Origin of the sequence: Enterobacter sp. KB-221C9 (assembly GCF_041320715.1) — a bacterium.
GTDB lineage: Bacteria > Pseudomonadota > Gammaproteobacteria > Enterobacterales > Enterobacteriaceae > Enterobacter > Enterobacter asburiae_D.
In genome coordinates this window covers 187,707-208,653 of record NZ_JBGIWG010000004.1, presented here as the reverse complement: position 1 = coordinate 208,653, position 20,947 = coordinate 187,707, and the positions used below count along the sequence as shown (strand labels likewise).

The 20,947-nt window shown below is 56.8% G+C and carries 15 protein-coding genes and 3 tRNA genes; 8 read left to right on the top strand and 10 right to left on the bottom strand.

The genetic code is table 11. The features are described 5' to 3' along the window. Positions 1-8: 8 nt before the first annotated feature. Both sdaB and xni read left to right on the top strand, forming a co-directional pair. A complete protein-coding gene (gene sdaB / locus AB8846_RS07185) occupies positions 9-1,376 on the top strand; it encodes an L-serine ammonia-lyase II (RefSeq protein ID WP_063144712.1) in 1,368 nt (455 codons plus the stop codon). A gap of 112 nt (positions 1,377-1,488) precedes the next feature. After that, positions 1,489-2,244, top strand: coding sequence for a flap endonuclease Xni (xni, locus tag AB8846_RS07180; RefSeq protein ID WP_063144711.1), 756 nt, complete (start codon positions 1,489-1,491; stop codon positions 2,242-2,244). A 60-nt stretch (positions 2,245-2,304) separates the two neighbouring features. Here the strand turns inward: xni and rlmM are convergent, their stop codons facing one another. The 4 genes from rlmM to AB8846_RS07160 all read right to left on the bottom strand — a co-directional run bounded on the left by rlmM (position 2,305) and on the right by AB8846_RS07160 (position 5,327). Next, on the bottom strand, positions 2,305-3,405 hold the full coding sequence (rlmM, locus tag AB8846_RS07175; protein WP_063144710.1) for a 23S rRNA (cytidine(2498)-2'-O)-methyltransferase RlmM: 1,101 nt from the start codon (positions 3,403-3,405) through the stop codon (positions 2,305-2,307). Further along, a complete protein-coding gene (locus tag AB8846_RS07170) occupies positions 3,398-3,793 on the bottom strand; it encodes a DUF423 domain-containing protein (RefSeq protein WP_023309031.1) in 396 nt (131 codons plus the stop codon). The genes rlmM and AB8846_RS07170 overlap by 8 nt, the downstream gene beginning before the upstream one ends. A gap of 39 nt (positions 3,794-3,832) precedes the next feature. Then, positions 3,833-4,750 (bottom strand): glycine cleavage system transcriptional regulator GcvA, encoded by a 918-nt coding sequence (gcvA, locus tag AB8846_RS07165; RefSeq protein ID WP_023309032.1) that lies wholly within the window; start codon positions 4,748-4,750, stop codon positions 3,833-3,835. Between the two features lie 349 nt (positions 4,751-5,099). Next, positions 5,100-5,327: a YgdI/YgdR family lipoprotein gene (locus tag AB8846_RS07160; protein ID WP_008499648.1), complete on the bottom strand. Its 228-nt coding sequence runs from the start codon at positions 5,325-5,327 to the stop codon at positions 5,100-5,102. 192 nt (positions 5,328-5,519) lie between these two features. Between AB8846_RS07160 and csdA the strand changes: the two genes are divergently transcribed. Further along, positions 5,520-6,725 carry a cysteine desulfurase CsdA gene (gene csdA / locus AB8846_RS07155; RefSeq protein ID WP_370732394.1) on the top strand — a complete coding sequence of 402 codons (1,206 nt, stop codon included), beginning with the start codon at positions 5,520-5,522 and terminating at the stop codon, positions 6,723-6,725. Further along, complete coding sequence (gene csdE, locus AB8846_RS07150) at positions 6,725-7,171, top strand: cysteine desulfurase sulfur acceptor subunit CsdE (protein WP_370732393.1); 447 nt, start codon at positions 6,725-6,727, stop codon at positions 7,169-7,171. Before csdA ends, csdE begins: the two co-directional genes overlap by 1 nt. Here the strand turns inward: csdE and tcdA are convergent. Together tcdA and mltA are read right to left on the bottom strand one after the other, a co-directional pair. Continuing rightward, positions 7,162-7,968 carry a tRNA cyclic N6-threonylcarbamoyladenosine(37) synthase TcdA gene (gene tcdA / locus AB8846_RS07145; protein WP_370732392.1) on the bottom strand — a complete coding sequence of 269 codons (807 nt, stop codon included), beginning with the start codon at positions 7,966-7,968 and terminating at the stop codon, positions 7,162-7,164. The two genes, csdE and tcdA, sit on opposite strands and share 10 nt — an antisense overlap. Before the next feature lie 75 nt (positions 7,969-8,043). Further along, on the bottom strand, positions 8,044-9,141 hold the full coding sequence (mltA, locus tag AB8846_RS07140) for a murein transglycosylase A (RefSeq protein ID WP_063144707.1): 1,098 nt from the start codon (positions 9,139-9,141) through the stop codon (positions 8,044-8,046). Positions 9,142-9,349: 208 nt separating this feature from the next. Between mltA and AB8846_RS07135 the strand changes: the two genes are divergently transcribed. From AB8846_RS07135 to AB8846_RS07125, 3 genes are all read left to right on the top strand, one after another. Next, positions 9,350-9,426: transfer RNA gene (locus tag AB8846_RS07135), tRNA-Met, on the top strand. A gap of 44 nt (positions 9,427-9,470) precedes the next feature. After that, positions 9,471-9,547, top strand: a tRNA-Met gene (locus tag AB8846_RS07130). Positions 9,548-9,591: 44 nt separating this feature from the next. Further along, positions 9,592-9,668, top strand: a tRNA-Met gene (locus AB8846_RS07125). Positions 9,669-9,756: 88 nt separating this feature from the next. Here AB8846_RS07125 and amiC read toward each other — a convergent pair. Further along, positions 9,757-11,010 (bottom strand): N-acetylmuramoyl-L-alanine amidase AmiC, encoded by a 1,254-nt coding sequence (gene amiC / locus AB8846_RS07120; RefSeq protein ID WP_134348866.1) that lies wholly within the window; start codon positions 11,008-11,010, stop codon positions 9,757-9,759. Between the two features lie 227 nt (positions 11,011-11,237). On the opposite strand from amiC, the gene argA reads away from it, so the two are divergent. Then, the gene (argA, locus tag AB8846_RS07115) at positions 11,238-12,569 is read left to right on the top strand and encodes an amino-acid N-acetyltransferase (protein WP_063144705.1); all 1,332 of its coding nucleotides are present in this window, start codon (positions 11,238-11,240) and stop codon (positions 12,567-12,569) included. A gap of 34 nt (positions 12,570-12,603) precedes the next feature. Here the strand turns inward: argA and recD are convergent, their stop codons facing one another. Genes recD through ptrA form a run of 3 tightly spaced genes read right to left on the bottom strand, consistent with a single transcriptional unit; the run spans position 12,604 to position 20,842 of the window. Beyond that, positions 12,604-14,424 carry an exodeoxyribonuclease V subunit alpha gene (gene recD, locus AB8846_RS07110; protein WP_370732391.1) on the bottom strand — a complete coding sequence of 607 codons (1,821 nt, stop codon included), beginning with the start codon at positions 14,422-14,424 and terminating at the stop codon, positions 12,604-12,606. Further along, entirely contained in the window at positions 14,421-17,963 is a 3,543-nt protein-coding gene (gene recB, locus AB8846_RS07105) for an exodeoxyribonuclease V subunit beta (RefSeq protein ID WP_370732390.1), read from the bottom strand. The genes recD and recB overlap by 4 nt, the downstream gene beginning before the upstream one ends. Then, entirely contained in the window at positions 17,960-20,842 is a 2,883-nt protein-coding gene (gene ptrA, locus AB8846_RS07100) for a pitrilysin (protein ID WP_370732389.1), read from the bottom strand. The genes recB and ptrA overlap by 4 nt, the downstream gene beginning before the upstream one ends. Positions 20,843-20,947 lie beyond the last annotated feature (105 nt).

Below are 20,947 nucleotides of genomic sequence, written 5' to 3'. Positions count from 1 at the left end.
GACGCATCATGATTAGCGTATTCGATATCTTCAAAATCGGTATTGGTCCTTCCAGCTCTCACACCGTCGGACCAATGAAAGCCGGTAAGCAGTTCACGGATGACTTGATTGCACGCGGCATCTTGCATGACATTACCCGCGTGGTTGTCGATGTATACGGCTCGCTTTCCCTGACCGGGAAAGGCCACCATACCGATATCGCCATTATCATGGGCCTGGCGGGAAATCTGCCGGATACCGTTGATATTGATGCGATCCCTGGCTTCATCCAGGATGTGAACACCCACGGTCGCCTGCTGCTGGCGAACGGTGAGCATGAGGTTGAATTCCCGGTTGACCACTGCATGAATTTCCATGCGGACAACCTGTCGCTGCACGAAAACGGCATGCGCATTACCGCGCTGGCCGGCGACAAAGCGGTATACAGCCAGACGTATTACTCTATCGGCGGCGGTTTTATCGTCGACGAAGACCACTTTGGTCAAACCGATAACGCCTCTGTCGAGGTGCCCTATCCGTACAAAACGGCGGCGGATCTTCAGCGTCACTGCCAGGAGACGGGCCTTTCCCTCTCCGGCCTGATGATGAAAAACGAGCTGGCACTTCACAGCAAAGAAGAGCTCGAACAGCACTTCACTAGCGTCTGGGAAGTGATGCGCGGCGGTATTGAGCGTGGGATCACCACCGAAGGCGTTCTGCCGGGCAAGCTTCGCGTGCCGCGTCGTGCGGCAGCGCTGCGCCGTATGCTGGTGAGCACCGACAAAACGACAACGGACCCAATGGCCGTCGTAGACTGGATCAACATGTTCGCGCTGGCGGTGAACGAAGAGAACGCCGCAGGGGGCCGAGTGGTCACCGCGCCGACTAACGGTGCCTGCGGTATCGTTCCGGCGGTGCTGGCGTACTACGACAAGTTTATCCGTGAAGTAAACGCGAACTCACTGGCGCGCTACCTGCTGGTCGCCAGTGCGATTGGTTCGCTGTACAAGATGAACGCGTCCATTTCCGGTGCGGAAGTGGGCTGTCAGGGTGAAGTCGGCGTGGCGTGCTCCATGGCGGCGGCGGGTCTGGCCGAACTGTTGGGTGCAAGCCCGACACAGGTGTGCATTGCTGCGGAAATCGGCATGGAACATAACCTGGGGCTGACCTGTGACCCGGTTGCCGGACAGGTACAGGTGCCGTGCATCGAACGTAACGCGATTGCCTCCGTGAAGGCGGTGAACGCAGCACGCATGGCGCTGCGCCGCACCAGCGAGCCGCGCGTCTGTCTCGATAAGGTTATCGAAACCATGTACGAAACCGGTAAAGATATGAACGCCAAATACCGCGAAACCTCTCGCGGCGGCCTGGCGATGAAGATCGTGACCTGCGATTAAGCCTCTCAGGAAGCCTCGTTTTGCGAGGCTTCTTCCTGTTTTCCCCACCATTCATAGTTTCACGCTGCTGACAGTGTTACCCTTCACGCATTAGATAGAAGGGAGATTATCTGTGGCCGTTCATTTACTTATCGTCGATGCTCTTAACCTGATTCGCCGTATCCATGCGGTACAGGGGACGCCTTGTAAAGACACCTGCCTGCACGCGCTGGAACAGCTTATTCGCCACAGTGAGCCCACCCACGCGGTCGCGGTATTTGATGACGAAGCCCGCAACACGGGCTGGCGACACCAGCGTCTGCCGGACTACAAAGCCGGACGCGCACCGATGCCGGACGATCTTCACGCTGAGTTGCCCATGCTGCGCGCTGCATTTGAACAGCGGGGCGTCCCCTGCTGGGGCGCACAGGGAAATGAAGCCGACGATCTCGCGGCCACCCTGGCCGTCAAGGTGGCAAGTGCCGGGCATCAGGCCACTATCGTTTCAACTGACAAAGGCTACTGCCAGCTGCTCTCCCCCACTATCCGCATTCGCGACTATTTTCAAAAACGCTGGCTGGACGCGCCGTTTATTGCCAGCGAGTTCGGCGTCTCGCCTGAGCAACTGCCGGATTACTGGGGGCTGGCAGGCATCAGCAGTTCTAAGGTTCCGGGTGTCGCCGGTATTGGGCCGAAGAGCGCCGCGCAGCTGCTGACCGATTTTCAGAATCTGGAAGGGATTTACGCCCGTCTGGATGAGGTGCCAGAAAAGTGGCGCAAGAAGCTGGAGGCGCATAAAGAGATGGCGTTTATCTGCCGGGAAATCGCAACGCTACAGACGGATTTACAGCTGGACGGGAATTTACAGCAGCTGCGTTTAGAACGTTAAAACCACTACACGGTTTTGTAGGCCCGGTAAGCGCAGCGCCACCGGGCCAAACAACACGGACTATCGCTCGTCGCGACGTCCGCCGACCGCAGCCCACCAGCGACGAATATGCACCGTCACCTCTTCACGGTCGTGATACAGCTGACGCGCCTGGATCTCCACGTTAATACCGTGTTCGTCCATCTGCTCCTGAATGTACGCCAGGTTCTGCGACACTTCCTCATAGCGCTTTTTCATCGGCAGCTTGAGGTTGAAAATGGTCTCACGACACCAGCCGTTCGCCAGCCAGGAGGCCATCAGCGCGGCGACTTTTGCCGGCTTCTCAACCATATCGCACACCATCCACGAGATGTTGTTTCGGTTCGGGCGATAGCGGAAACCGTCTTCACGCAGCCAGGTGACCTGCCCGGTGTCCATCAGGCTTTGTGCCATTGGGCCGTTATCAACGGACGAGACCCACATATTGCGTTTCACCAGCTGATAGGTCCAGCCGCCCGGGCACGCGCCAAGGTCGACGGCGTACATGCCGTTAGCCAGACGCTCATCCCACTCATCTGCCGGGATAAAGACGTGGAACGCCTCTTCCAGCTTGAGCGTGGAACGGCTTGGCGCATCGGACGGGAAGCGCAAACGCGGGATGCCCATAAAGAAGGGAGAGTTGTTGGTGGTGTACGAATAGCCTGTATAGCAGCAGCCCGGTGCGATAAAGAAGATATGCACCACCGGACGCTTCGGCGTTTCGTAGTTCGTCAGCACGCCCGCATCACGCAGCGCCGCACGCAGCGGCACGGTGAACTTACGGCAGAACTTCATCAGCTCTTTACTTTCGTTGGTATCCGCCACTTCAACGCGCAGATCGCCGCCCTTCTCCACCACGCCCTGCAGCATGCCGACAACAGGCGTGATGCGGTCTTCCGGCGGAAGATCCTTCAGCAGCTCACCCGCAACAAACATCTGGCGAGCGAAGATCAGCGAGCTGAACGGCAGCTCGCGCGCCAGCTTGTCTGCGTCTTCAGGCTGATAGCACTCGAATATCACATAGCCCGCGTTCTCTTTTACGCGGGCAAAGCCGAAGACTTCGCGCTTCGCCGCTTTATCGGTAATTTCCGCGGCGCACTCTTTCTCAAACCCCGGGCGACAATATAAAACAACCTTATTCATGAACAACGCCCTTGCGTTTCAGACGGATAGCTCCGATAAACATTAATACCCAACCCGCCAGGAAGCTGAAGCCGCCGACAGGTGTAACGAACGCCCACAGGCGCAGATGTGAGAGCGCAAGGCAGTACAGGCTACCGCTGAACAACACGGTACCCAGCGCCATAAACACGCTGCTCCAGTAAAACCAGATACTGATACGACGCTGCATCGCCACCGCCAGCCCAAAAATAGCCAACGTGTGGAACGCCTGATATTCAAGGCCGGTCTGGATCCAGCCCATCTCTACTGCGCCCAAAGACTTGCTTAATACATGTGCGCCAAAGGCGCCCAGTGCTACAAAAATAAAGCCACTCACCGCGGCAAAAATCAGCATGAATCGGCTGGTCATGTTTAAGTCCTGAATTGATGCGTGCCCGGCACACAAACGTTATTGCTCATACCTGAAGCGGAATTTTTCTTGCTCGGTTGCCGCTTTCGCCAGTATCCACTGCCGGAAGGCGGCTATTTTACCCAGTTCTGCCTGACTGTCATGACAAACCAGATAAAACGCATTCTTGCTGACCAGTACATCATTAAAAGGGCAAACCAGGCGGCCTGCCTCAATTTCGGACTGCGCCATAACGTTGTTTGCCAACGCCACGCCCTGCCCGTGAATGGCAGCCTGTAACACCATCGCACTGTGGCTAAAAATGGGTCCCTGCTGCACGTTTATATGTGTAAGACCTAATTGACGGGTATAAGTTTGCCAGTCGCGGCGAGAGGCATCATGCAAAAGCGTATGCTGAGCCAGGTCAGCGGGAGACTTCAGCGCCTTTTCACCTGTTAACAGCAGGGGAGAACAGACCGGCAGGAGATATTCTGCGTATAATTTCTCAACACGCAAGCCCGGCCAGTTACCGCGACCATAAAAAATGGCGACATCCACGTCATCGGCCAGTTTGTCCTCCTGACGATCTACCGCCTGGATTCGAACGTCGATCCCCGGATAAGCTGAGTTAAAGCTTGAGAGTCTCGGCACCAGCCAATGAATGGCAAAACTGGGCAATAAACTAACAGTCAGGGCACCTTTTGCACTGCGAGCCTGCAGCTTACGCGTGGCTTCCGTAAGCTGGGAAAAAATCTCTTTAATATCCTGAAAATAGCTCTGCCCCTCTTCGGTCAACAGCAACGAACGGTTGCGTCGACGAAACAGCTTAAGGCCCAGAAAATCCTCCAGAGACTTGATTTGGTGACTTACTGCGGCCTGTGTCACAAAAAGCTCATCTGCTGCGCGGGTAAAGCTCAGGTGACGTGCTGCTGCATCAAAAACACGTAATGCATTGAGGGGTGGCAATCGCTTTGACATGGTTATCTGGCTTAGATGTTAACGGATTTTAACAAACAGGAAACAACGTTTAACCTATTAGTTTTTTTTATCTGAGCCATTATAATTTGTCCGTTGAGGAACTACCAGCAAATACCTATAGTGGCGGCACTTCCTGAGCCGGAACGAAGAGCTTTTTTCGGAATGCGTGTTCTGAAGGGCTTTTGGCTTACGGTTGTGATGTTGTGTTGTTGTGTTTGCAATTGGTCTGCGATTCAGACCACGGTAGCAACGCTACCAATTTTTCACTTCCTGTACATTTACCCTGTCTGTCCATAGTGATTAATGTAGCACCGCCAATTTGCGGTGCTTTTTTTTGCTTATCGATCTGTTAATGCTCGATCTCTTTCATCTCTTTCACGTCCGTGCGGTTGATCTGCTGCTTGTTCCCGTTAGCATCTTTGTACGAAATCATCCCGGTATCATTATCGGTAGTCGGTTTCCCTTCCGAAACGATAGAACGACCATCGTTGGTGTGCATCACGTAGTTGTTACCAGAACACGCGCTCAGGGCAAAGGTAAACGCACAGGCAGAAATGATTGCAGCTGTCTTATTCATGATTATTCTCCTTTAGCAATTAATGCTATTCAAACCTCGATTTATAACAGGCTAAAACATCCGCCTAACACTATTTAGCATAACCTGCTTTTTTGAGGTCGTAAGGATAAGCAGACAATTCTGATAGATATCAACCTCCTTGCCCTGCCGCTGAAATTGCGCGACGATCGCTATATTGAAATGAGGAATCCCATGAACGCTTTCAGTCCTGCGCAGTTCCGCGCACAGTTTCCGGCCCTGGCCGATGCCGGTATTTACCTGGATAGCGCCGCCACCGCCCTTAAGCCACAGGCGGTGATTAAGGCCACGCAGCAGTTCTACAGCCTGAGCGCCGGGAACGTGCATCGCAGCCAGTTTGCCGAAGCGCAGCGATTAACCGCGCGCTACGAAGCCGCACGCGATCAGGTCGCGCGCCTGATCAATGCCGAAAGCGGGAAAAACATCGTCTGGACGCGCGGCACGACCGAGGCCATCAATATGGTGGCCCAGTGCTACGCGCGCCCGCTGCTTCAGCCGGGCGATGAGATCGTCGTCAGCGAAGCGGAACATCACGCCAACCTGGTGCCATGGCTGATGGTGGCAGAGCAAACGGGTGCACGCGTGGTGAAACTCCCACTGGGTGCAGATCTTCTGCCCGACGTGGCCCGTCTCCCCGAGCTGATTACTCCCCGCAGCCGCATTCTGGCGCTCGGACAGATGTCGAACGTCACGGGAGGTTGCCCGGATCTGGCTCAGGCCATTCGCATCGCCCATGCTAGCGGGATGGTGGTGATGGTCGACGGCGCTCAGGGCGTGGTGCACTTCCCTGCCGACGTGCAGGCGCTTGATATCGACTTCTATGCCTTCTCGGGACATAAGCTTTACGGACCAACCGGTATTGGGGCGTTGTACGGCAAGCCAGAACTGCTGGCAAAAATGACGCCGTGGCTCGGTGGCGGCAAAATGATTACCGAAGTGTCGTTCGATGGCTTCAAAACGCAGGACGTTCCCTATCGTCTGGAAGCCGGTACGCCGAACGTGGCGGGGGTGATTGGCTTAATCGCGGCGCTGGAGTGGCTGGCTGAAACCGACATTGTCCAGGCTGAAAGCTGGAGCCGGGGGCTGGCGACGCTGGCAGAGGAAGAACTCAAAAAGCGCCCGGGCTTCCGCTCGTTCCGCGTTCAGGACTCCAGCCTGCTCGCCTTTGATTTTGCGGGCGTTCATCATAGCGACATGGTGACGCTGCTGGCCGGGTACGGCATTGCCCTGCGTGCCGGACAGCACTGCGCCCAGCCGCTGCTGGCGGCGCTCGGCGTTAACGGTACGCTGCGCGCCTCGTTTGCGCCGTATAATACCCAAAGCGATGTCGACGCGCTGGTTGCCGCCGTTGACCGCGCCCTTGAAATACTGGTGGATTAATGACTAGCGCTGCTTTAGCCGGACATCCGTTTGGCACGGTCATCACAGAAGAGACCTTAAAACAGACCTTCGCCCCGCTCCAGCAGTGGGAAGATAAATATCGACAGCTGATCCTGCTGGGTAAACAGCTCCCTGCGCTTTCAGACGATCTCAAAGCGCAGGCGAAAGAGATCGCAGGCTGTGAAAACCGCGTCTGGCTGGGCGTGAGCGTCTCTGGCAAGAAGCTGCACTTCTTCGGCGACAGCGAAGGCCGCATCGTCAGGGGCCTGCTGGCCGTATTGTTGACAGCAGTGGAAGGAAAAAGCGCGGCGGAATTGCTGGCACATTCGCCGCTGGCGCTATTTGATGAGCTTGGGCTGCGCGCGCAGCTCAGCGCCTCGCGCGGTCAGGGGTTGATCGCGCTCGGCGACGCGGTACTGGATGCCGCACGTCAGGCTCAGGCCTGACGTTCCGCCTTCGCCATCATTTTCTTGAGGGCGTGAGACACCGCCACAAAGCCGAAGGAGGCGGTCACCATAGTGGCCGCACCAAACCCGGAGGCGCAATCCATTCTCTTTGGCCCTTCCGCCGTACTCTTCATTGCGCAGACTGACCCATCCGCCTGCGGGTAGACCAGCGCTTCGGTCGAGAACACGCAGTCAACGCCCAGCTTGCCTTTGCTGTTCTTCACCACGTTAAAATCGCTCTTCAGGCGTTCGCGCAGCTTGGCAGCCAGCGGATCCTGAATGGTTTTCGCCAGATCGGCCACCTGGATCTGCGTCGGATCGATTTGCCCGCCCGCGCCGCCCGTCGTGACCAGCGGCACCTTGTAGCGACGGCAGTATGCGATCAGCGCCGCTTTTGGCCGCACGCTGTCGATGGCGTCAATCACATAGCTGTAGCCTTTGCTCATATACTCCGCGACGTTATCTGCCATCACAAAGTCATCGATCACCGTCACGCGGCACTCCGGGTTGATCAAACGGATACGCTCCGCCATGACCTCAGACTTCGCCAGGCCGACGCTATCGCGCAGGGCGTGGATTTGACGGTTGGTGTTGGTGACGCAAACGTCATCCATGTCAATCAGCGTGATTGCGCCAATACCGGTTCTCGCCAGCGCTTCTGCCGCCCACGACCCCACACCACCAATGCCCACGACGCAGACATGCGCATCCGCAAACAGCTGCAGGGCTTTTTCACCATATAAACGTGCCGTACCGCCAAAACGCTGGCGCCAGGCGTCGCTGATTACCACAGACATAAAACCTCAGATGTAAAAAGGGTGAGGTTTTCCTCACCCTGAACAGTAATCCGTATTGCGCTCAGAATACCACAATCAGCCGCTGAATACGTTTCCAGCACCCGGCGCCGCCTTCAGTACCCATACGCGTCCGTAGTGGTTATACCAGCCCGCACGATGGCCTGCGTCAGGGCCAATACCCTGATAGATGTCGAAGTGCTGGCCTTTAATCGCCCCGCCGACGTCCAGCGCCACCATCAGACGCAGCTCATACTGGCCGCTGAACTTGCCGTTGTTGTCCAGCAGAGGGACCTCCGCCAGCAGCGTGGTGCCTGCAGGAATAATCGAACGATCCGATGCTACCGACGCGCGGCCAATCAGCGGAACGGCACTCGCCCCTTTCACCGGCGCGAAGTTTTGCGGTTTGAAGAAGACGAACGACGGGTTCTGCTCCAGCAGCTCACGCACCTCGGCTTCGCTGTGTTTCTCGCCCCACTCGCGGATAGCCTGCATCGACATGTCTTCTTTCTTCACTTCACCGCGGTCGATCAGCACCTTGCCAATACTGCGATAGGCGTGGCCGTTTTTACCGGAATAGCTGAAGAAGTTAAGTGGTGAACCGTCGCCAAAATCAATATAGCCGCTGCCCTGAACGTCCATGATGAAGTTATCCATCAGGGAGTTGCTGTAGGCCAGAACGTAGTTTTCGCTCAGCGCACCGGCGTAGATCTCAGCACGAGACGGCAGACGACCGCGTTTTGGCGGCATACGGTAAATAGGATACTGGAACTCGCCCTGACGGGAGTGTCGCGCCTGGATAACCGGGGTGTAATAGCCGGTAAACTGGACGTTGCCGTAGTTATCGGCCCCTTCCATCTGCCAGGCATCGATACCAAACTGGCGCATGTTGCGCGTATCGCCGCCTGCTTTCAGCCAGTCCTGTACCGCGCTATAAACACTGTTCTGTGAGCTATACAGACGCGGCGACGCGTTGCGGATCTGGTAGACCTGCTCGGAGAAATCACCGGCATTAATCGGTGCGCCGACAGCATCAGGCTGATTAACTAAAGAGAAAGGCTGGGATAACTTCCCGTCTTTATACTGTTGACCGCGATCGGTCGGTTTGGAAGAACAGGCCGCAAGAATCGCTACCATTGCGCCCGCCATCAGATACTTCGCCCAACGTCCTTTCATTATATCTCGTCTTTAAGTTGCCCATTTCCGCGTGATGAAGATAACAAACCGCCAGGGCTAATGAAATGCGATCGCATGCCCTTTGGCAAATTTTGCGCAAAAAATAGTCCAAACAGAGCCATGTCGTTCAATTTGCATACAAAATCATGATTTATGTGAAAAAGGGGTTGCATCACAAACCTATCCGAGTATAGTGCGCATCCACGGACGCGGGGTGGAGCAGCCTGGTAGCTCGTCGGGCTCATAACCCGAAGGTCGTCGGTTCAAATCCGGCCCCCGCAACCAATTAAAATTTGATGAAGTATCTTCTACGACTGTAGAAAGACGGACGCGGGGTGGAGCAGCCTGGTAGCTCGTCGGGCTCATAACCCGAAGGTCGTCGGTTCAAATCCGGCCCCCGCAACCAATCAAATTTGAAGAAGTAAGTTTCTACACGAGTAGAAAGACGGACGCGGGGTGGAGCAGCCTGGTAGCTCGTCGGGCTCATAACCCGAAGGTCGTCGGTTCAAATCCGGCCCCCGCAACCAATACTTCTAAAAACAATAAACACCCTTAAGGGTGTTTTTTTGTATCTGTAGTTTGTGAGTTTGCCGGGCGTTTACCCGGCTGAAAGATTTACCCGCGCCGCGCCAGCGTCGCCCCGTCTGAGAAATACGCCCGTATCCCCGCCAGAATCGACTCCGCAACTTCCTGCTGGAATTTTGCCGTCTTGAGCTTACGCTCCTCTTCAACGTTACTGATAAACGCGGTTTCTACCAGAATGGACGGGATATCCGGTGCCTTGAGTACCGCAAACCCGGCCTGTTCAACGCTGTTTTTATGCAGCTTATTGATATTGCCCAGCTTGCCCAGCACCGCTTTACCAAACTTCAGGCTATCGTTAATGGTCAGCGACTGCACCATATCGAACATAGTATGGTCGACGTAGCGGTCGCCGCTTTTGCTCACGCCACCAATCAGGTCAGAGGCGTTCTGGCTGTCAGCCAGGAATCTTGCTGCGGTACTGGTCGCGCCTTTGGTTGAGAGCGCAAACACCGACGAGCCGCTTGGCTGGCGGCTGGTAAACGCATCCGCATGGATCGACACGAACAAATCGGCGCGCTGCTTCTGCGCTTTCGCCACCCGGACCTTCAGCGGAATAAAGACGTCTTCATTGCGCGTCATATAGGCGCGCATATTGCCTTCTTTATCAATCAACGCTTTCAGGCGACGGGCAATTTGCAGCACCACGTCTTTTTCACGCGTGCGGTATTTCCCCACCGCGCCGGAGTCTTCGCCGCCGTGGCCTGGATCGAGCATGATCACAATCGGACGATCGCGCCCTGCTTTCCCCGGCTGCGGACCGCTTTGCGCAGGTGGAACCTGACGCTGCAAATCGCCCTTGTTGTAATCCTCCAGCAGGGCAAGAAGCGGATCCTGAATATCCGTCGCATTGGCCGGGTAGAGATCCATCACCAGGCGCTCTTTGAAGGTCGCAACGGGCGCCAGGGCAAACAGCTGCGGCTTAACGTTCTGCTTCAGTTCAAACACCATGCGCACGGTTTGCGGATCAAACTGCCCGACGCGCGCCGATTTAATAAACGGATCGTCGCCGCGGATCTGCGCCGCCATACCCTTCAGCACGGAGTTGAGGTTAACGCCTTCGAGATCCACCACCACGCGTTCAGGGTTGCTGAGGGCAAATTGCTTATATTTCAGCACGCGATTGGATTCGACCGTCACGCGCGTATAGGTCGACGACGGCCAGACGCGCACCGCCACCACCTGACTGGTGGCGGCAAGACCGACCTGACTGACGCTAAGCAACCACATTGCCCCGGCCCCTTTTAACAAACGGCGGCGGCTTATTGCTGAATTGGATCCCGACATGCTTCTCCCGAGCAAGAACACTGACTGATATACAAAATGTCCAAATTGACCGAAAACTTTAACGAATGACGCATAAACTGTCATCTATAAAAGGGTAAACAATCATACGCTAACGCACGGATTACTTACTAATTTCTGTGGGTCGCGGAAAATTTGCGCTTGCACACGCGACCACAATCGAATAAAAATACAGAAATTACGAATAAACATTCATTAAGGGTTGTGCCATGGTGAAGGAACGTAGAACCGAACTGGTCCAGGGATTCCGCCATTCTGTTCCCTATATCAACGCCCATCGGGGAAAAACGTTTGTCATCATGCTTGGCGGCGAAGCCATTGAGCATGAAAATTTTTCCAGCATCGTCAACGACATTGGCCTGCTGCACAGCCTCGGGATCCGCCTGGTGGTGGTGTATGGCGCGCGTCCGCAGATCGACGCCAACCTGGCCGCTCATCACCACGAGCCGATTTACCACAAGCATACCCGCGTTACCGACGCCAAAACCCTTGAGCTGGTGAAACAGGCGGCGGGTCTGCTGCAGCTGGATATTACCGCTCGCCTGTCCATGAGCCTGAACAATACGCCGCTACAGGGTGCGCATATCAACGTCGTGAGCGGCAACTTTATCATTGCCCAGCCGCTCGGCGTGGACGATGGCGTAGATTACTGCCACAGCGGCCGCATTCGTCGTATTGATGAAGAAGCTATTCATCGCCAGCTGGACAGCGGAGCCATCGTGCTGATGGGCCCGGTCGCCGTTTCCGTGACCGGCGAAAGCTTTAACCTGACGTCTGAAGAGATTGCCACGCAGCTGGCGATCAAGCTGAAGGCGGAAAAAATGATTGGGTTCTGCTCCTCCCAGGGCGTCGTGAACGATGAAGGAACAATCGTACCGGAACTCTTCCCGAACGAAGCTCAGGCTCGCGTAGAAGCGCTGGAAGCCGAAGGCGATTACCACTCCGGCACCGTCCGCTTCCTGCGTGGCGCCGTGAAGGCCTGCCGCAGCGGCGTGCGCCGCAGCCACCTGATCAGCTATCAGGAAGACGGGGCCCTGCTGCAGGAGCTGTTCTCCCGCGACGGTATTGGTACACAGATTGTGATGGAGAGTGCGGAACAGATCCGCCGCGCCACCATCAACGACATCGGCGGCATTCTGGAGCTGATCCGCCCGCTGGAACAGCAGGGTATTCTGGTGCGTCGCTCACGCGAACAGCTGGAGATGGAGATCGACAAATTCACCATTATTCAGCGCGATAACCTGACCATTGCCTGCGCCGCGCTCTATCCGTTCCCGGAAGAGAAGATCGGTGAAATGGCCTGCGTGGCGGTGCATCCTGATTACCGTAGCTCTTCACGCGGCGAAATGCTGCTTGAGCGCGTGGCGGTACAGGCGCGCCAGATGGGGCTAAGCAAGCTGTTCGTCCTGACGACGCGCAGCATTCACTGGTTCCAGGAGCGCGGATTCACACCGGTGGATATCGATTCCCTGCCGGAAACGAAGAAAGAGATGTACAACTATCAGCGTCGTTCAAAAGTGCTGATGGCCGATCTGGGATGATACGACGCCCTCACCGTCCGGCGAGGGCTTTCGTTCAGAGGGACTCAAATATCGCGCCCAGCCCGCTTCGGCGTTCCGTACGGGTGGCGATCGCCTGCACCAGCCCCCTTTCATCGGTATACAGCGACAGGCGCTGACGCGCGCGCGTAATGGCGGTATAGATCAGCTCGCGGGTAATGACGGGTGAAAGCTGCGTGGGCAGGATCAGCGCCGCATGGTTAAACTCGGAGCCCTGCGATTTATGCACCGTCATCGCCCAGGCGGTTTCATGCTCGGGCAAACGGCTGGGCTGGAAAGACTTCACGCTCCCGTCCGGCATCTGGAACCAGACGCGCAGGCCCTGACCGCAATCGAGCGCAATCCCGATATCCCCGTTAAACAACCCCAGCGCGCTGTCGTTGCGGGCGATCATCACCGGTCGCCCTTCATACCATCGCGAGTGCGGGGTACGGTTAATTTTGCGTTTTTGCGCCAGCAGCTGTTCCAGCCTGTCGTTAAGACCCCGGACACCAAACGGGCCTTCCCTCAGCGCACAGAGCAGCTGGTATTCGCCAAACGCGGCAATGACCTGCTCCGGCGTACTTTGCTGTTGTACGCCCGTCAGAAAGCGCTGGTACCCCTGCAGGGCATCGTCAAGCATCGCCTGATACTCTTCCCCGCTTTGCAGCGATTTTTTCTCAATATCCGTAAAGGTTCCGTCAAATACCGCCGTGGTGGTGCGCCGGTCTCCCCGGTTCACCGCTGCCGCAAGCTGGCCGATGCCGGAGTCGCTGCCGAAACGGTAGCTTTTTTGCAGCAGACACAGGCTGTCGCGCAGCGCCCCTGCTAGCGAATGGTTTTCAGACGTGAGCGAACATCCGGTGAGACGGGCCAGCTCCTGAGCGCGCTCAGCGGTATATCCCAGGCTGGCATACGTGCAGATATCACCTAATACGGCCCCGGCCTCTACCGAGGCAAGCTGATCGCGATCGCCGAGGAAAATAACCCGCGCGTGCGGCGGGAGCGCATCGATCAAACGCGACATCATCGTCAGGTCAATCATCGACGCTTCATCCACCACCAGAACATCAAGGTGCAGCGGGTTACCGGCATGATAGCGCAGACGCTGGCTACCCGGCTGTGCGCCAAGCAAACGGTGCAGCGTGCTGGCTTCATTGGGGAAAAGCGCAAGCTGATCCCCGGTTAGCGGCATTTTTTGCAGCGCGCCGCCTAACGATTCCGTCAGACGTGCCGCCGCTTTACCGGTGGGGGCCGCCAGGCGAATACGGCATTTTTGCTCACCCGATAGCTGAATCAGCGCTGCAAGCAGTTTTGCCACAGTGGTCGTTTTCCCGGTGCCCGGGCCGCCAGAAATCACCGAGATCCGTCGCGTTAAGGCCACGGCTGCCGCCACTTTCTGCCAGTCTGTCTCGTCGTCAGAGATAAACAGCGTATCCAGCGTTTGCCGGAGCTGTGCTTCATCGCAGGGAAGCGGGGCGTTGGTCTCGCTGAAAAAGCGCGCTACCGTCAGTTCGTTACGCCACAGCCGGTTAAGATACAAACGCTCGCCGACAAGGATCATCGGCGTCCCGGTATCGTCGCCGCTCACGGCAGGCGAGCCGAGTAATATCGCCTGCCAGTCCACTGCGTCACCCAGCAGGGCGAAACACGCCTGTAAAGCCGGAGGCATCTTCTCATCCACCGCCAGACGCGACAGCGGCAGACACACGTGCCCCTCCCCCGCGTCTTTGCTCAGAATGGCGGCGGCAAGCATGACGGCAGGCTCCTCACCTGCCACCATCATGGCAAACTGCACATCCAGGTGGCGCAGCAATCGTTGTTCAACCGCGTCCAGCAGTAGCGCCTGCATTGTCATGCCACCTCCTCCGTGCTTGCAGCAAACAGGTTATCCATTTTTTCAATCAGTTCCGCAGCCGGACGCGTACTAAAGACGCCGGAACGCGGGTCGTTAGCATCCACTCCGCGCAGGAACAGGTAAATTACGCCGCCGAAATGCGCGTCGTAGCGGTAATCGGCCATGCGATGACGCAGGTAACGGTGCAGCGCCAGGGTATAAAGCTGGTACTGCAGATCGTAGCGATGCATTTGCATGGCAGAGGCCATCGCATCTTGCGTGTAGGCTTCGCTGCTTTCACCCAGCCAGTTCGATTTGTAATCCAGCAGGTAGTAGCGCCCTTCGTGGCGGAAAACCAGGTCGATAAAGCCTTTGAGCATCCCCTGCACCTGGCGGAAGTTCAGCGGCGGGCACCCGGCCGATAACGGATCGTACTCGCGGATCAGCGCATCAAGCGCCTCGGCTCTGAGCGGGCTGGCGATGGGGAGATAAAATTCCATCTCCACCTGCTTATCTTTGGCGGTCAACTGACTCAGCGAGATCCCCTGCGCCGTGAGCGGCGCGTGCAGTACAGCGCGGATCCAGTCGGTGAGAACCGGCTGCCACTGTGCGTCGTAGCCGCCACTTTGTAACATCTTCAGCACCCACTCTTCGGAAACCGGCTGGGTAAAATCCAGCTCTTCAAACAGGCTGTGCAAAAACGTGCCCGGCGAGGCGCCGCGCGGGAACTGGTGCGGCGTAAGCACCGGCTCAACGGGTACGCTACCGGCTCCTGCGGCATCCACGTCCAGTTTTGGCATCAGATCCTGTGCAATACTCTGCCCGTGCTGCTGTAAACCGGAGTAGCTGGTGACGCGCCAGTCGTCGGCAATGGTACGCACAACCTGGCGGGCATGGAGCGCTGACTCACGCAGCTCCGGCATCTGCCAGCGGCTGTTGTCGGGCTGCGACGGAATATGCAGGGCAACATGCTCTGTGCAAAGTGATTCGATACACTGGCGCAGGCCCGCCGCGTCTTTGGGTTCGCCGTGCTGAATAAGCCGCCCCAGCGCGCTCAGATGAAAATCGCTCTCCCCGGTCTTTTCGCCACGGCGACGGAACAGAGGCGCAACGCCCAGGCTGCAGTGCCAGATCGAACGGGTCAGCGCTACATAGAGCAGGCGTAAATCTTCCGCCAGGCGTTCAGCCTCTGCCAGCTCAACGCTGGACTCCGCGTTGCTGAGATCGAGCACCGCCTCAAAAGACTCGCGGTCGTGGTAAAAAGCCTGATCCTGTACGCGGTAATTGGCAATAAACGGCAGCCAGACCAGCGGATATTCCAGGCCTTTCGATTTGTGAATGGTGACGATCTGCACCAGATGTTTATCGCTCTCAAGGCGCATCTGCTGGCTGGACGAATTGCTGTTCGGATCGGCAATCTGCTGCGCCAGCCAGCGCACCAGCGCGTGCTCGCTCTCCAGCTGCGTACCCGCCTCCTGCAACAGCTCGCTGATATGTAAAATATCGGTCAGCCGGCGCTCGCCGCCCGCTGTCGCCAGCATATTCTCCGCAATGTGGCGCTGAGCCATGAGCTCTCGCACCATCGCCATGACCCCGCGCTTCTGCCATTTCTCCCGGTAGCGAACAAACTCTTCCACCACGGCATCCCATGCGGCTTCGTCATTGTTAAGCGCATCAATGTCACGCGCATTCAGCCCGAGCATTGCGCTGGCTAATGCGCTGCGCAGCATGCTTTCCCGCTCCGGGGCCAGCACGGCCTGCAGCAGCCATAGCATCTCCTGCGCTTCCAGCGTTTCAAAGACGCTGTCGCGGTTTGAGAGGTAGACGGAGGGGATATTCAGTAGCGTCAGGGCGTCGCGGATGAGCGCGGCCTCCTGACGGCTGCGCACCAGTACCGTAATATCGGATGCCTTTACGGGGGTGGGTTGATCCCCCTTCCACAGCAGCGCTTCACCGCGCGCGCCCGCACTTAGCCAGTCACGGATTTGCGCGGCACAGTGCTGGGCCATGGCATTTTGATAGTCAGCAGCGCCGCAGCCTTCCCCATCCAGCAGCCAGAAGTTCATGGCAGGCTGCGTCTCGCCGTTGAACTCGAAGCGCAACGAGGCATTTTTCTCGGCGAATTTTACCGGCTGAAACGGGATCTCCCGGAACATAAACGCCGTATCCATGCGGCTGAAGAGCGCGTTGACGCTTTCCACCATGCCGGGAGAGGAGCGCCAGTTGGTGTCGAGCGTGTAGTGCGCGTCAACCTCGCTGCGGGCTTTCATGTAGGTGAAAATATCCGCACCGCGAAAGGCGTAAATGGCCTGTTTCGGATCGCCGATTAACAACAGCGCGGTGCCGGGCTGCTGGCGCCAGATACGGCGGAAAATGCGGTATTGCTGAGGGTCGGTATCCTGAAATTCGTCAATCATCGCCACCGGGAAACGGGTGCGAATGGCGGCGGCAAGCGCTTCGCCGTTTTCACTGCACAGCGCCGCATCGAGGCGGCTCAGCATATCGTCGAACCCCAGCTCACCCCGGCGGCGTTTTTCACGCGCGACGGCGTCGCGAATTTCAGTCATCGCGCGAGCGATCATCAGATCGTTGAGCGTTAAGGGCTCAGCCAGCAGGGATTCAATCGCCACAAACAGGGGATGCTCAGGCACAATGCCGTCGGCTTTGGTCCGCTCAACCAGGAAACGCTGGGAAAATTTCTCCAGCGCGTCCGGGAGCTGATAGCTTCGCGTCTCTTCCTGCGCCCAGGCGCTGATCTTGTCGATCCATTTACCCTGATTGCCACGGTTAAACTTGCGTCGGTCAATCCCGGAATTTTCGATGATTGCGTCAATCTCGCCGACGGACTCAATCCATTTTTGCTTGATGTCGGCAATCTGCGCGACGATTTTTTCATGCCGTGAGGCCAGCGTTTCATCCGCAGGCGGCGGGGATTTTATGACCGGCGCTTCCCCCTGCAGATAACGATCGATAGCGCGCAGCAGCGCCTCCGGGCCCTTCCACAACGCATGTACCGCTTCGGCGATATCGCGCGGCAGCGGGTAGCAGTGGCGACGCCAGAAATCCGCGCAGGCCTGATAGCGAAGCACGGATTCATCTTCAATAAGCTGCTGTTCAAACAGCATGCCGGATTCAAACGCATTCAGGCTCAGCATGCGCTGGCAAAAACCGTGAATGGTGAAGACGGACGCTTCATCCATCTGCCGTTCGGCGAGGAGCAGCCACTGGGCTGCCTGTTGCTTATCGGCAATCTCTTCCAGAAGGCTCGCGTAGAGAGGGTTATCCGTGCTCTGACGCAGACAGGCGATGCGCAGCTCGTGGATATTGGTACGAATACGGCCCCGCAGCTCAGCGGTGGCAGCCTCGGTGAAAGTCACCACCAGCAGCTCTTCCACGCTCAAAGGGCGTGGAAAAGCCGCGTTGCCGCCAAGCCCCAGCAGCAGACGCAGATAGAGGGCGGCAATGGTGAAGGTTTTTCCCGTTCCCGCTGAGGCTTCAATCAATCGTTCACCCTGCAGAGGTAAACGTAAGGGATCAAGGGACTCAGCGGTATCGGTCATTCTTTCTTACTCCAGGGCATAGATTGCTGCAGCGCGCTGACGCTCTTCCAGACTTTCCAGCCTTTCGGGTTCACGTACTCCGTTTTCCCGTTCTGGCTACCGGAAACCTGGGACAGAATGGTCATACCCTGCGGCTTAATGACCGCCTGATGGAAGAAGTCGGCAACCTTCTGCGGCGTCAGCTGTTTTATCTCGGCCACTACTTTATCACGCGAATCAAATTTCAGATTACCGCGATCGAAATCTTTGCTCAGCTGCGAGGCCTCTTCACCCAGCGTTTGCGGCGGCTGCATCACCTGCGCGATGACGGCCTGCTGGATCTGGGCAAACTCATCCGGCTTCATGGCGCGCAGTTTTGCTTCCACCTGCGGGAAGAAGGCCTGGTAACGCTGCCAGAGATACGCTGGCTGTTTATCGCTGCTTTGCAGCAGGAAGCCCAGACCCCACTGTCGGCCTACGTTCATGGAGAAGGCAAACACCGCGTAGCCAAGCTGCTCTTCTGTACGCAACTGGTTATAGAACCACGGCTGAATAATTTGCCCCAGCACGGCACTCTGCGCTGAGCTGGCGAATTCATCATAGCCCGTTGGCACAAACACTGCGGCCAGCGCGGAATCCGTGCTGTTACCCGCCTTTTCAAAAATCACATTCTGTTTTTTCTCAACCAGCACGTCCTGGTTGCGGCACCACTCGTCGCCCTTCGAACCGAGCTGAGTACGCACATTCTCCGCCAGCGTTTTGGCCTGATCCTCACTCATGTTGCCGACGATCAGGAACTCCGGACGCGTGTTGGTTTTCAGCGCGTCACGGTAAGCCAGCACGTCTTTTAAGGTGATCGAAGGCAACAACGCGCGGCGGTCTTCACGCTGGAAATAAGGAACTTGCGACAGCATTTGCGCTGGCATAAGCGCCAGATCGTAGGCTTTACCCTTCTCCGCAGAATCCATCATCTGCGCATACCACGATTTGGCCTGCTCAAGCTGCTCTTCCGTCGGCGTGTAGCTGAAATACCCCTCCAGCAGTGCCTGGAACAGCTGAGGCAAACGCTGGGTATAGCCGTTTGCATTGAGCATCAAACCGTTGTTGGCGTTGGTGGAGAAGCTGATGCCGCCCACGGCCGCCTGGTTGCTAAGCTGATCGAGCGCAATCCCGGCGAGATAGTCATTGAGCGCGAACATCACCTGATTTTTAGCGCTATTCATCGCTTTCGGGTTACGCAGCACCACGCTGACATCGGCCTTTGGCTCGCTTGCGAAATAGCGGCTTGGGGTATACACCACGCGCAGCGTCGGCTCATCAATGATGAGCGCCGGGTGCGGGTAATCTTTAGTCGTTTTGATCAGCGAGAAGTCATCCGGAATATAGGGGTTCAGCTCCGGCAGCTTCAACGCAATCTCCCCGGCCTTCTTCTGCCAGTCGGTGAAGGTCTGCGCGCTGATTTTGTCTACCTGATAAGGGGCATCGACAAAATATGCCGTCTTGTTATGCGGTTCGTTCGGGCTGATGTACCAGATGCGGGCATTCTCCGGCGTCATCATCGCCAGGCGGGCTTTTACCGCCTCGGCGTCATACTGGTCGGCAATATTCACCGCGTCGAGGGTGTGTTCCACCGGCACGCGGATCATGGTATCCGCCAGCCACTCAACGTAATCCATGTCGCGGGTAATGGACGGGTAACGGAAATCGAGATCCAGCACGTGGGCGAGCTCATCAAAATAGCGCTTATCGACGCCTTTCTCACGCAGTAAAGAGAGGTAGCTGAAGATTGCCGCCACCACTTCATCACGGTTTGCCAGCCCTTTGTCGGTCAGGGTGGCGGAGATCGCCAGCACGCCGCTATTGCCGTTCACAACCGGATCGGAATCGGCGCGAATACCTTCCACCAGCCCCTGTTTTTGCAGCCAGTCAGAAAGCGTACCCGGGCTACGGTTACCTATCAGGTAGGTCACCAGCTCATCGGTTTTACTGCGAAACTGTGCGGTGTTGTTATCAATACGGAATTCTACGCGCAGCACTTTGCGCGGCATTGCCGGCACGTAGTGGATAACGATCCCTTTTTGCGCGTCCGTGACAACCGGTACGTCTATCTGCGGCAGGTTGATATTTTTATTCGGCACCTGGCCAAACGTTTTAGCCGCCATGCCTGCCAGTTCTGGCAACGGTTTATTGCTGTAGATGACCGCTTTCATCAGGTTGGCGGAGTAGTATTTATCGCGAAACGCGTGCAGGGCATCAAGCACCGGGCTGTTCGGTTTGTCGCTTAACGTCTCCAGGTTACCGCCGGAGAAACGCGAACCCGGGTGCGCAGGGTTGATGGTTTCAGCGCTGACCTGGGCCATGCGCATGCCGTCTCGCGTGCGGGCCATGGTCAGCTCGGCATTCACCGCATTGCGTTCACGATCGGCATACTTTTTATCCAGCAAGGGGGCGGCGATGGAATCAGCAAGGCGATCGACCGCGCCTTCCAGCGCATCATTTTCGACTTCAAGATAAAAGGCCGTGCGGTACGGTGCCGTGCTGGCATTGTGGCTGCCGCCATGCATTTTCAGAAATTCGGACAGGCTATCTGGCTGCGGGTATTTTTTTGACCCCATCAGCGTCATATGTTCCAGATAGTGTGCAAGCCCAGGATGAGCGTCAGGATCTTCCAGCGATCCAACCGGCACCACTAATGCCGAAAGGGATTTCACCGCCTGCGGATCGGAAACCAGCAGTACGGTCATGCCGTTATCAAGACGAATAGCCTGATATTGACGGGTATCTTTTTCGCTTTTACGAATAGTTTCCTGAACGGGTTGCCAACCGGAGTCTGCCTGAGTGACAGATGCCCAGAGGGCGACAAACAAAACAAACGCTTTAAACAAGGTGCTGCCTGGCATTACGACCTCTTTATCACGGCTACATCATTAACACATTGCGTGCTGGACACGCCAACATCTCTTTATTGGGTACATCAGTCCGTGATAAGAAGTGCATCATAAATG